Annotated in this window: 10 protein-coding genes and 1 pseudogene; 3 read left to right on the top strand and 8 right to left on the bottom strand. The window is 34.5% G+C overall.

Annotated features, from left to right (window positions below; translation table 11 throughout):
• Positions 1–74: 74 nt before the first annotated feature.
• The 5 genes from RTL21_RS22040 to corA all read right to left on the bottom strand — a co-directional run bounded on the left by RTL21_RS22040 (position 75) and on the right by corA (position 4,947).
• Positions 75–1,055, bottom strand: coding sequence for an ABC transporter permease (locus RTL21_RS22040; protein ID WP_312099169.1), 981 nt, complete (start codon positions 1,053–1,055; stop codon positions 75–77).
• Positions 1,048–1,962 carry an ABC transporter ATP-binding protein gene (locus RTL21_RS22035; RefSeq protein ID WP_312099167.1) on the bottom strand — a complete coding sequence of 305 codons (915 nt, stop codon included), beginning with the start codon at positions 1,960–1,962 and terminating at the stop codon, positions 1,048–1,050. Before RTL21_RS22035 ends, RTL21_RS22040 begins: the two co-directional genes overlap by 8 nt.
• Complete coding sequence (locus tag RTL21_RS22030) at positions 1,955–2,749, bottom strand: SGNH/GDSL hydrolase family protein (RefSeq protein WP_312099165.1); 795 nt, start codon at positions 2,747–2,749, stop codon at positions 1,955–1,957. Before RTL21_RS22030 ends, RTL21_RS22035 begins: the two co-directional genes overlap by 8 nt.
• Before the next feature lie 190 nt (positions 2,750–2,939).
• The gene (locus RTL21_RS22025; RefSeq protein ID WP_312099173.1) at positions 2,940–3,785 is read right to left on the bottom strand and encodes a YitT family protein; all 846 of its coding nucleotides are present in this window, start codon (positions 3,783–3,785) and stop codon (positions 2,940–2,942) included.
• Between the two features lie 214 nt (positions 3,786–3,999).
• The gene (gene corA, locus RTL21_RS22020; RefSeq protein ID WP_312099163.1) at positions 4,000–4,947 is read right to left on the bottom strand and encodes a magnesium/cobalt transporter CorA; all 948 of its coding nucleotides are present in this window, start codon (positions 4,945–4,947) and stop codon (positions 4,000–4,002) included.
• Positions 4,948–5,269: 322 nt separating this feature from the next.
• Here corA and RTL21_RS22015 point away from each other — a divergent pair, with 322 nt between their 5' ends.
• Entirely contained in the window at positions 5,270–5,968 is a 699-nt protein-coding gene (locus RTL21_RS22015; RefSeq protein ID WP_312099161.1) for a winged helix-turn-helix domain-containing protein, read from the top strand.
• Positions 5,969–6,064: 96 nt separating this feature from the next.
• Here the strand turns inward: RTL21_RS22015 and RTL21_RS22010 are convergent.
• From RTL21_RS22010 to RTL21_RS22000, 3 genes and pseudogenes are all read right to left on the bottom strand, one after another.
• A pseudogene (locus tag RTL21_RS22010) lies at positions 6,065–7,436 on the bottom strand (hemolysin family protein).
• A gap of 465 nt (positions 7,437–7,901) precedes the next feature.
• Positions 7,902–9,221: a hemolysin family protein gene (locus RTL21_RS22005; RefSeq protein WP_312099171.1), complete on the bottom strand. Its 1,320-nt coding sequence runs from the start codon at positions 9,219–9,221 to the stop codon at positions 7,902–7,904.
• 167 nt (positions 9,222–9,388) lie between these two features.
• Positions 9,389–9,937, bottom strand: a complete 549-nt coding sequence (locus RTL21_RS22000) for a GNAT family N-acetyltransferase (protein ID WP_312099159.1) — start codon at positions 9,935–9,937, stop codon at positions 9,389–9,391.
• 334 nt (positions 9,938–10,271) lie between these two features.
• Here RTL21_RS22000 and RTL21_RS21995 point away from each other — a divergent pair, with 334 nt between their 5' ends.
• Together RTL21_RS21995 and RTL21_RS21990 are read left to right on the top strand one after the other, a co-directional pair.
• Entirely contained in the window at positions 10,272–11,567 is a 1,296-nt protein-coding gene (locus tag RTL21_RS21995) for a methyl-accepting chemotaxis protein (protein ID WP_312099157.1), read from the top strand.
• A gap of 179 nt (positions 11,568–11,746) precedes the next feature.
• A complete protein-coding gene (locus RTL21_RS21990) occupies positions 11,747–12,199 on the top strand; it encodes a helix-turn-helix transcriptional regulator (protein ID WP_312099155.1) in 453 nt (150 codons plus the stop codon).
• The last annotated feature ends 497 nt before the right edge of the window (positions 12,200–12,696 follow it).

Raw genomic sequence — 12,696 nt, 5'->3', positions numbered from 1 at the left:
AAGTACCCTACAGGTAGACTTTTTTTTAGTGTCTACTCTATAGGGTACATTTTACTTTTTTTTATGGCTTTTCTTTAATATATATCTCTCTTCGTAAAGACAAGGAACGAAATAACAATTCCAGCGACTCCCCAAATAGTAAGAACAATGAGGGAAAATGGAAGGGACATTCCTTCTATTGGTGGAATATTTCCTTGCAGATAGTCTGTTAATCGTAGATTCACCATAAAAAAGTACTTGGCGGCTTCCCAAGAAGATGCTATTGAGCTAATGATAGAACCAGAAATTAAGAATGCAAGCATTGCTCCCATTCCAGCCGCTGTACTTTTAATGAGAACGGAAAACATAAAGGAAAGTGTACCTACTACAATAGATACAAACCAACCGAGTCCAAAAATCATTAAAATATATTGCCATTGTGGGACTAGGTGGACATTGGCAGTATTTAATTCACCAGCTTCCACGGTAAAACCAGTTAAGATGGGAGCGGTCCACCCAGTATATCCAAAGAATAGGCCAGAAATAAGATAAGAAAACAATCCAAAGATAAATAAGATAAAGGAAACGGACAGAATAAGCGTTATATATTTACTTAAAAGGATTTTCCATCGCCTTACCGGTCTTGTTAGCAAAAGTTTAATGGTACCGAGACTCTTTTCGGATGAAACTAGATCAGCTGAAATAATCATTACCATTAAAGGCAGAAGGAGCTGAATGGAATTATCAAGAAATACTCTTAAAAAGGTCGGAGCACCTGGATCTTGTGGATTAATATTATGATCGAGATAATATTGACTTTGATCAATTCGAACCTTTAATTGAGAGCGAAATTCTTCCGATATACCACTAGAACCAATTCTATTTTGCATATCAACGATGGATTGCTGTAACGTGACTCGCCAATCGGTATCTCCGATTCTTTTTTTGACATTTTCCATTTCTCGGTATTGAGCGTAGGTAAACATCGTAATCATGATACCGATAATGATTGTTACAACTAATAATCGCTTACTTTTGACCAATTTTAGCATCTCATTATAGATAAGTTTATTCACCGGAGGAGTCACCTCCAGTAAGCTCTAAGAAAAGATGCTCAAGAGACGGGATTTGTCGATTCATTTCTTTAATATCTACATTCTCCTCCATCAATGACCGACTCCAATTGGAAACTTCGTCTTCTAAAAAAGGGGTGATTACGATATCCTCCTGAATAAGGACAGAAGGAGACAGTTTTTTCAAGACTTCCACACCTTTTTCTAAAGGAGTAAATCGCCAAATTAATTTCTCGCTTTGTGTTAGTAGGGTCTGTACCGATTCGGTGTGGATGATTTTTCCGTTTAAAATAATCGATACTCGATCACATAATAGTTGGATCTCACTTAATAAATGGCTCGATACTAATACACTTAGACCTTCCTCTTTCGCAAGAAAACGAATAAATTGGCGCATTTCTCTAATTCCAGAAGGATCTAATCCATTGGTTGGCTCATCTAGTATTAAAACTTTGGGTTTGCTTAATAGTGCTTGTCCAATTCCAAGTCGTTGACGCATACCTAGGGAATACGTTTTTACCTTGTCATGAATGCGATCTGTTAATCCTACTAATTCTACAACCTCTGTAATTCGTTTATCTTCTGTATTTGTTAACATTCGGGCAAAATATTGTAGATTTTCCCAACCAGTTAAGTAAGGATATAATTCTGGATTTTCTACAATACAGCCTAAGCGCTCCATAGCCTTGGAAAAATCCTTTTTTACATCGTAACCACAAATGGATATTTGGCCAGAGGTTGGTTTGATTAATCCAACTAGCATTCGAATCGTCGTCGTTTTGCCAGCTCCATTGGGTCCAAGAAACCCAAATACTTCTCCACTTTTTAATTCAAAGCTAATGTCTTTAATAATGTCTCGTTTTCCAATTCTTTTGGTCAAGTGTTGAACAGATAATGTAATCTCACTCATTTTCATTTACCTCCCAGGAGATAAGGGATGCGACACGTTCCGCCATCAGCTGATAGCCCTTCTTATTCGGATGGAAATGATCTGAATATAAATATTGCTGAACATTTTGCTGAAATATATCGTAGGTTGGCACAAAAATGGCTCGAGGGTAATTAGCACATATTTCAGCTGTAGCATTATTCCAAGTTCGGACTATCTGAGAGGTTAATGCACTATTTTCCAAATCATTAAAAGGATTATATAAGCCTATTAAATAGATGGGTGCGTCTTTATTAACAGAGCGAATCGTTGTCAGTACAACATTCAGTTGTTTAGAATAGGTAGTCAGCAATTTAGAAATAGAATCTTCTTCTATTTCAGTGAGGGATTGTCCACCCTGGAAAAGGTCATTTCCACCTATTGTAATAAAGAGAAGGTCAGCATTTGCTGTTTGTCTTTGTATTTCTTGCTTTGTTAATTGAACGGCCAATTGATCGGTGGTTAATCCTTTTATTCCATAGTTAGAAATCGTAATTTCCGCTTCGGTTTTTTCTGCCAAAGATTCCTTTAGATAGCCAATATACCCTTTGCCAGTATCATCACCTGTACCTCGAGTTAGAGAATCACCTAGAGCTAAAAGGCGTACGCCATCTGCTTCTATCTCTTTTTGTTGTTCTTGACCAATTGTTTGAAGAGGTGTATCTGGATGATTGTTATAGTCAACTAATATCCATCCTAAGCCAATTAACCATAACAAACAAACAATGCATGATAATGTTAAGATGGAAATGGTTATGTTTTTTCGCAACTCTGATCCTCCTATCAAATGAAATTTTTTACAAAAACGGAGAGAATTAAACCTATTCCTTATAATTCTCTTTCCACTTGGCTAAAAAAACTGAACATAAAGGGGGAGTAATAGATGAAGGTAGAAAAAAGAGGGAGCCTAAAAAACGAGTTAAACCTTGTTTTTTAGGCGTTGAAGAAATAAAAATATTTTAATGAATATCTTTTTTCTTAAACCTACCACCACGAACTTCCGAGATATTGGCAATTGCAAGAAAAGCAGTAGAATCTAATTCTTCAATAATTGTTTTAAGTTTTGCCTCTTCTAAGCGATTAATGACACAAAAAATAACTTTTTTTGTATCACCTGTATAGGCACCTTCTCCTTTCAAATAAGTGACACCGCGTCCAAGTCTGGCAAGTATCGTTTCTCCGATAATTTCTGACTGATCACTAATAATCCAAACTGATTTTGATTCATCCAAGCCAGCTATTACAATATCAATTACTTTAAAAGCGATAAAATAAGCGATTAATGAATACATAGCCCGATTCCAGGAAAAAACAAATCCAGCGCATATAAAGATAAAGACATTAAAAAACATGATGATTTCACCAACAGAAAAAGGACTTTTTTTACTAAATAGGAGAGCTAATACTTCTGTTCCATCAAGAGAGCCACCAAAACGAAGAACGATTCCAACCCCAATGCCGAGGATAATACCACCGAAAACAGTTGCGAGAAGTAAATCAGACGTAAATACCGGTACATCATGCAATAAAATCGTAGTAAGAGAAAGAACGGTGATGCCTAGCATGGTAGATAAGGTAAAGGTCTTACCAATTTGCTTGTAGCCAATGTAGAAGAAGGGAATATTAAGTAGAAAGATAAAATAACCAAGCTTTGCTCCAGATAAGTGGGATAGAATAATGGAGATTCCAACAATTCCTCCATCTAATATTTGATTTGGAACGAGAAACTCTTCAATGCCAACTCCCATTAAAATACTGCCGATAATAATGAAAAATATCCTGCTTGCTAAAACTCTTTTTGGCATAATTTTATGCTGTGGTTTTTCTAGAAAAGCCTCTGTTTGTACATTTGATGACTCCATCATCAATCCCCCCAATATAAGAAATTCTATGTAAAAAATCGTGCAATAAAAAAAGAATAGATAGATAATTCTATTTTATCATAATAGTTTTAAAATATATGCGTCCAAGCTCTGCTTTTAATAATAAAAGCAGTAAAATGTGAGGAAAAAAAGCGCTTTACTTAAACCAGCCTTTTCTTCTGAACAATATAAACATCCCTATTCCAATACTTGCCATTAGAAACAAAAGGATAAAATATCCATATTTCCATTGGAGCTCAGGCATATTTACAAAGTTCATTCCATATAACCCGGCTAAAAAGCTAAGTGGCATAAAAATAGTTGTTATGACGGTAAGGATTTGCATAATTCTGTTGGAATGATGAGAATTATAGGATAGATAACTATCTCTTATATCTGTCGTCAATTCTCGATTCGATTCAATCAATTCACTGATTTTTAATAAGTGATCATAAATATCAGAATAATATTCTCTTTTCATTAAGAGAGCAGCTAGTTTTTCGTTATTAATCATTTTATATACCAAATCTTTCATTGGAACAACAGATTGACGTAAGGAGAGAAGGTGATGCCTAGTCGAAAATAATTCATCAAGCAATACTTCCATTGTTTTATTGGTAGGATTTTCATCAATCTCTGCTAAGGAATCCTCAATCTCATAAACAATTGGAAAATAATTATCCACAAGATGATCTAATAGCTGATAAAGAACCGTATATTGTGTCCAAGTGCCAATATCTTCATTTGTTAATAATTTTTTTACAGCATTTACTTCAACGGAAGCATGAAGGTGAAAGGTGGCAATAAAATTTTCCCCTAAGAAAATATTAAGCTCGTCTTTTTTTACTGTTTTGGGATTTAGACAATGGGTGACAAAAAAAGTATACGTTTCAAAATAGTCAATTTTAGGTCGTTGTAAATTATGGAGACAATCTTCTATTGATAAGGGATGAAACGCAAATGGATGACGTAATTTCTCGATTTCCTTGTCGGTTGGCTGATCAAAGTCTACCCAAAACCATTTATAATCTCCATCCAAAATTTCTTCAATCGATAGGTCAGGGATTAGTTGGTTGTTCTTCGTTATAGCTAGGGAATGAATCATTTCAATAACTCCTTTATACTTGGTGTTATTAAATAGAATAGTTTATTCTATTAGTTTATTACAAATGAAAAGATTTTTATGCAGATAGGGCAAAGATTTGTTTTTCGCTAATTCATTAAGACTTCTATTGAATAGAATAGGAAATTGGATTTGAAAATTCAAAAACATTGCTATCCCAACTTTAACAATCAGTTCCATATAAAACTTCTATTTAGATTCCATATTTTTTCTCTTCATTAGCTACGAGGGTATCATAGTTTCTAACAACATCTGCTATAATAGATATAAAATGAAGGTACGCTAGTAAATAGGAAGTGTTAGGATGAAAATACTCGTAATCGAAGATAATGAAAGTGTTTGCTCTATGTTAGAGATGTTTTTCCTAAAGGAAGGATATGAAGGTAAATTCATTCATAATGGAAAAGAAGCGTTAGACTTCTTTTTGGAAAACCAGAACTGGGATATTATCATCATTGATTGGATGTTACCAGGTATGGAGGGTGTTACGATTTGTAGAAGAATTAGAGAGGTTAGTTCGGTTCCGATTATCATGCTCACAGCAAAAGACAGTGAATCAGATCAAGTACTTGGACTAGAGATGGGAGCAGATGACTACGTAACAAAACCCTTTAGCCCCTTGACGCTCATGGCCCGTATTAAAGCCGTGACTAGAAGATATCAAAAAGAAACAACAAATCAAGTGGATGATAAATCGCTTACGACCGAGCATTTTAAAATCAGTAAGGAAACGAGAGAAGTGGTATACAATGATCAAGTCCTTACTAATTTGACACCGAAAGAATTTGATCTGCTCTATTATCTAATTAGTAACCCAAAACAGGTTTTTACTAGAGAGCAGTTACTAGATCGAGTCTGGGGCTATCAGTTCTATGGAGATGAAAGAACGGTAGATGTCCATATTAAGCGGTTAAGAAATAAAATTGGCACGAAAGAGCAGCCATTCATTCATACTATCTGGGGTGTCGGCTATAAATTTGATGAATCGAAAGTGAATGATTAACGAGAGGGTGTTTCCATGCTTAAAAGCAGGATAACCCATCTATCTTAGAAAAAATTTAGCCTTTACCAGATATTCGAGGTAAAGGCTAAATAGATATTATGATACAATTTCAGCTTCGGAGGAAGGGGAAGGAACAGATTGCTTCATCGTAATATGCTTTGTTTGTTGTTGCTCCATGGTTGCGGGTAATTTTTTCACTTCCACATATTTAATATGATGTTCTTCCATCTCTAAAATTTTAAAGGAATAAGACTTGTAGTCAATGATATCCCCTTCAGCAGCTTCATAATGGGAGGTAAGAATCCAGCCACCCAATGTATCGATTACTTCATCGTTTATGTCTATTTGAAGTAAAGCATTTACTTCATTAATTAGCATCCAATATATAGTGATTTTCTTTAATTGTACGAATGGTAGGGATTTCATCACTATCAAATTCATCCCATATATCTCCAACAATTTCCTCAATAATATCTTCTACTGTTACTAACCCAGATGTTCCGCCATATTCATCCATTAATATTGCCATATGGATACGATCCTTTTGCATTTTTAATAGTAAATCTTGAATCGGATACGTTTCTATCACTCGAATAACTGGCCTTATATACGGTTCTAATGTTCTCGTTGTTAAATCTTTTGTTTTTAATAATTCTGTCATTAGCTCTTTCACATTAATCATGCCGATAATATGATCTTTATCTCCATCAGTAATCGGATATCTAGTAAATTGTTCTTGCTGAATAAGATGGAGTAATTCATCTAATGTGCTTGATTGTTCAAGTGAAATCATTTCTGTTCGAGGTACCATAATTTCTTTGGCGATGCGATCATCAAAATCAAATATGTTGTTCACATACTTAAATTCGGATTGATTAATCTCCCCATTTTTATAACTTTCCGATACTATAATACGTAGTTCCTCTTCCGTATGAGCCAATTCGTGTTCAGAAACAGACTTAAGTCCAAACATTCTTGTAATGACTCTGGAAGAACCATTTAAAGACCAGATAAAGGGATAGAGCACTTTATAAAATAGGATTAAAGGCTTTGCTGCCCATAAAGTAATTTTCTCTGCCTTATGAATAGCAAATGTTTTTGGAGCCAGCTCCCCTACTACTACATGTAAGAAAGTAATAAAGGTGAAGGCTAAAGAGAAGGATAAAACGGTTATGGCTTTTTCAGGAACATGGATGATTTGAAGCAAAGGCGATAAAAAATGCTGTAAAGTTTCTTCTCCAATCCAGCCAATACCAAGGGCGGTAACGGTTATGCCAAGTTGGCAGGCAGATAAATATTCATCAAGATTGCTTGTAACCTTTTTGGCTGAAAGGGCATTTTTATAGCCTTCCTCTATAAGCTGATCAATCCTTGAACTACGAACTCTAATAATAGCAAACTCTGAAGCTACAAAAAAAGCAGTCAAAGCAATTAAAATGGCTATTATAACCAAGTTAAATATGTCCAAATAAATTTCCTTATCTCGTATACCGAGTAAGGAGTCACCTCCTGATTAATTCAGATTGAAAGAATCCAATGTACATTAAGTAAGCCACTTTTCGTTGTGTTATCTATTTTTCTTAATAAACGAGGTCTGTTGTATGAGTTAGTATAATAATCGTATTAAAGAAAGAAGGGGCATGAAGTTCTTCATTTAGATAAACAATCCCATTATACCACCTCACATTAGTTTAATTTTATTATCAATTATACGGTAAGCCAAACTATCAAGTCAAACCATGATAACGCTAACTTGTTTAAATTTTCTGTCTACAATAAAAATATATGAAGAAAAAGGAATATTCATGTACTCTATTCACTTAATTCCTTTTCGTTACAGAGGAAGAAGTAGTAGGTTTTACGATGAAACCATAGCCTGGACAAAAGTTTCATCGTAATAGTTAAGATAAAATGATAAAAGGGAATTATCTTTTTAAGTTAAAGGTGATGGAATTTTTTGAACATCAAAAGTGAAAATATGCTGGCGAATCATTTTGTCAATTTTAAATATATATCCATTATATTCGAGGGTTTCCCCTTTTTTAAAATTGGGGTTTTGAAATAAGATCCAGCCGCCAAGTGTATGAAGTTCGTCTCTATCGATTGAAAGTGATAGCAGGTTGTTTACTTCTGTTATTGGAAGCTTGGAATCAAGAATATAGTGATGATCATTTATTTTTTGAATAAGCGGTGTTTCCTCTTCATCAAACTCATCTCTAATTTCACCGACAATTTCCTCTAATATATCTTCTGCTGTAATAAGACCCGCAGTACCGCCAAATTCATCATGAAGAATGGCAATAGAGGATCTTTCTTTTTGCATCTTTAAAAAAACAGCTTGTATAGGTGTGGCTTCCATTATATGAATAATGGGTTGAGCATAGTCCAATAATGTTTTATTTTCAACATTATTTTTTATCCAGTCAGTGAGTAGTTGTTTTATATGAATAAAACCGATGATGATATCTTTATCCTCCTTTTTGGTAAGAGGATATCTAGTATACCGTTCTCTTTGAATGATATTTATTGCTTCTTCCATCGATATATTGTCAGATAATGTGATCATTTCTGTACGTGGAATCATAATCTCATTTGCTAACCGGTTATCAAATTCAAAAATGCGATTAACATAGTTATACTCAGATAAACTAATTTCACCGTTTTTGTAACTTTCTTTCAGTACAATTTGTAGCTCTTCCTCCGATAATGCATCATTATTGGCAGTTGGATCCGTAATTCCCCATAATTTTGCTACTTGTCTTGACGATGTATTTAAGATCCAAATAAAGGGATACATGAGGTTGTAAAACCAGATAAGTGGTTTACTTACTAATAATGAGATTTTTTCTGTAAGTATAATAGCGACAGACTTTGGAAAAAGCTCCCCAATCACCACATTAATGTATGTAATAATGGAAAAAGAGATAGCAAACGCTAATCCTTGTGACAGAGCAGTTGGAACAGAAACTTCTTTCATTAAAGGCTGAATCAATTTTAAAATCGTTGGTTGGCCTAACCAGCCTAATCCTAAAGAGGTAATGGTTATTCCTAGCTGACAAGCAGATAGATAGCTATCCATATTTTCAATAATTTTTTTTACAGAAAGGGCATTTTTATGTCCTTCTTCTACAAGCTGTTCAATCTTAGCAGGTCTTACGCGAACGATAGAAAATTCTGTTGCCACAAAAAAGGCTGAAAAAGCGGTTAGTATGACTATTAATAGTAGTTGCATTCCAAGCATTATTTCTTTCATCACCATTCATTTGTTATCAAAGAAGTATTTATCCATATTTTCGTATTTTAAATCTTCTATGTTATTATATTAAACCTTTTCCTTCGTAAAATAAAATGTAGGAGTGAAGAGGGGAGAGGATTTAACTTATTTTGTTATCATCCTCATTCCAGGCATAGACGTGGAAATTAATATTTGGCTGCCCATTCTCTTGCCAGCATACTATAGGAATATAAATCGTGGTAATGGTCATAAAGAAATTCGCCATCTCTTATAATTCCTTCCTTCGTAAAGGAGAGCTTTTCAGGAATAGCTTGGCTTTTTACATTTCTTACCCCGCATTGTATTTCAATTCGATTTAACTTTAAATAATAAAAAGCATAATTCAGCATAGCAGCTACAGCCTTCGTCATGATTCCATGTCCTTGAGCATCCTCAGCTAAAAAATAGCCAATGCTTGCTTTGCGGCTAGCCCAATCAATTTGTTGTAAGGTAATCATACCTACTAGCTTTCCATGGAAAAAAACGCCTGCATTTAGTTCCGTTTGTTCCGTAAAAAGTTTATCCCATAATGGAATAATGTTTTGATATTGATAGGGAGAGGTTATTTGATCTACCCATGGAAGCCATTCCCTTAAATACTTCCTATTTTGATTAACGATTTGAAAAAGTTCATTGGAGTCTTTTACCTCTAATAGTCGCAATCTAATCTGTTGATCTACAAAAATATTAAACAACATCTTTCATCCTTTCTAATTTTCTAAGAAGGAGATATCGTTGTATTTTATGCGAAGAAAAAGTTTTGGCTCATAAACGGATGAAATAAAGCTATTCAGTGAAAATTAGGCGGTATATTAGGCTTAGTGCTTTCCGAAAAAATTGCAGCGCTTTTTATAAAATATTGCAAATATAGACTTGAAAATGGGTAAAATTTACCGATATAAAAGATATAGAGACATAACCATGGCATACCTAATGTATACGCTATTATCAGTGAAAGCGTTTTTTTAAAATGGGTATTTGCTTAGAAATGCCCCTTAATATGGACGGTGGAAGAGAGGATGTTTCGTAATGAAAAAGAAAGATAGTTTTAAAGTGAAATTGCTCGTTGTAGTGAATGTGCTCATCCTGATTAGTACATTAATTAGTGCATTTGTTGGATTTTATGTTGCAAAAAACGAAAACATAGAAGCAGCAATAACGTACACATCCAGCCATTATTTAATCATAATAGGTGCAGTTGTTATATTTACTTTATTAAGTTCATTTGTTTTTTATGTTCTAATGAAAAGCAAATTTACTGCATTATCCCGCCTAAGTGACAAAGTGAATAAGTTGTCTCAGGGGCATTTAGCTGTTGAATATAGCTACAATTCAAAAGATGAAATTGGTCAACTAAGTCGGTCTATTGATCAATTACAGGAAAAATTTTCTTTTCTGGTATCAAATTTAAAAACAGTGAATGAAAATGGAATGAGTCAAGCAAGTGACGTCTCCGTTATTGCGGAAGAAACATTGGCAAGTTCCGAGGAAATTGGCAGAGCAATGGCTGAAATTGCTGAGGGAGCTGTTAGCCAGGCGTCCGAATTAGAAGAAGTAAAAAGAGAGATAGATAGTCTTACTACTTCGATTGATAATATGGAAGCGAAAAATCAAATCATAAAACAAGCGACTGAAAATGCACAAGAAGCATCGCATAATGGACAAAAGACGATTAATTCTCTGAAAATATGTAATGAGAATGCAAGCAAGTCGACAAATGATGTAAGTATTGGAATAAGCAGTTTATACCAGAAAGTACTAGATATTTCAAAAATTACTTCCACCATTAATAGAATTGCAGAACAAACAAATCTTCTTGCTTTAAATGCAAGTATTGAGGCGGCAAGAGCTGGTGAACACGGAAAAGGCTTCTCTGTAGTTGCTAATGAGGTGAGAAATTTAGCAGAAGAGACAAATGCCGCAACTAAACAAATCCAAGATATGATTCAAAATATCGAAAAGGAAATGGAAAGTACGGTTATGTCGATTTATGAAACGACAAACCAAACAGCGGCGTTAGATACAGCGGTGAAGGATACAGAAAAAGAATTTATTGCGATTGCAAAAGCTGTTATCAATAATATTGAAGCGGTTAAAGAAATGACGGTAGAACTAAACCGAGTTGTAGAGCAAAATAATCATATTTCTCGTTCCATTGCCAAGGTGTCAGAAGTATCAGAGTCTGTAGCTGCAGCGGTGGAACAAATTGCTTCTAGCACAGATGAGCAAACCTCTGCTATTGGAAATGTTGCAAAAACAGCAGAAATAATGAAGAGTAATAATGAGGAATTAAAAGATTCATTAGCGAACTATAATCTATCATAAGAGTAAGCCTTTGTTTTCTGATTTAGGAAAGCAAGGGCTTTTTCTTTTAAATTGTGAATAAATAAACAATGAATAATTTTGAATATCTAATAGTTTTAAATTGATATTTATGCAAAGGAAGCTTATAATATTTATAATGGTGTAAAATTACACATAACTAATAAGGGAATGAAGAAACTTTGACTAGAGAAGAAATTATTGAGAGTGTATCAGAAAAAATGAGATTAATACGCACAGAAGCGGGATATACCCAAGATAAGATGGCCGAGGTTATTGGTTTATCAAAAAAGACCTTGGTGCAAATTGAGAAAGGTAGATTATACGCAGGTTGGTCTACTGTAGTAGCTGTTTGCGCGCTTTTTAGAGAGACAGAAACAGTTCGCTTTTTATTTGGTAATGAACCGTTAGAGGTATTAGAAACCGTTGCTCGAGATGGAATGGATTATCGAAAAGAGAAAACCATGGGTGGAAAAGTATGGTGGAGAGAAGTAGAAAAAAAGAACGGATTTATTCTTCAACAGAATATCATTAGTCAGCATTTTCGGATAATTGATGAAGATCATTTTCGAATTTTTTCTAGTTTTGATGAAAAAGAGTCGAAAGAACGTTTTAAGGAACTTTTAGGCGAATAAGCAGTGTATAAATAAAGTAGATAAATAGGCTGTCCTATTTGAGTTAGTCTTTATATGAAAAGACTAACTATCTAAATGAGGGCAGCCTATTTTTGTGCTGTTTTTTCGTGGGAATATCAATTGGTTTTAACTTTAATAAGCGTATGAAAACCGAAAAGCAGAGCGACGAAGAGAAAAGTGGTGTTCATCAGCCGGATGAAAACCGAAAAGCAGAGTGTCGAAGCAAAAAGTGGTGTTCATCAAGCGGATGAAAACCGAAAAGCAGGGTGTCGAAGAGAAAAATGGTGTTCATTAAGAGGATGAAAACCGAAAAGCAGGGTGTCGAAGCAAAAAGTGGCGTTCATCAAGAGGATGAAAACCGAAAAGCAGGGTGTCGAAGAGAAAAATGGTGTTCATTAAGAGGATGAAAACCGAAAAGCAGAGCGACGAAGAGAAAAGTGGCGTTCATCAGCCGGATGAAAACCGAAAAGCAGAGTGTCGAAGCAAAAAGTGGTGTT

The organism is Niallia sp., assembly GCF_031978665.1.
Lineage (GTDB): Bacteria > Bacillota > Bacilli > Bacillales > Cytobacillaceae > Niallia.
This window is presented reverse-complemented; position numbering and strand designations above follow the sequence as displayed.

Bases quoted from the DNA above. Each gene is read 5' to 3' on its own strand.
- RTL21_RS22015 (WP_312099161.1), top strand. From the start codon at position 5,270: ATGAAAATACTCGTAATCGAAGATAATGAAAGTGTTTGCTCTATGTTA.
- RTL21_RS22025 (WP_312099173.1), bottom strand. From the start codon at position 3,785: ATGCCAAAAAGAGTTTTAGCAAGCAGGATATTTTTCATTATTATCGGC.
- RTL21_RS21995 (WP_312099157.1), top strand. From the start codon at position 10,272: ATGAAAAAGAAAGATAGTTTTAAAGTGAAATTGCTCGTTGTAGTGAAT.
- corA (WP_312099163.1), bottom strand. From the start codon at position 4,947: ATGATTCATTCCCTAGCTATAACGAAGAACAACCAACTAATCCCTGAC.
- RTL21_RS22035 (WP_312099167.1), bottom strand. From the start codon at position 1,962: ATGAGTGAGATTACATTATCTGTTCAACACTTGACCAAAAGAATTGGA.
- RTL21_RS22005 (WP_312099171.1), bottom strand. From the start codon at position 9,221: ATGAAAGAAATAATGCTTGGAATGCAACTACTATTAATAGTCATACTA.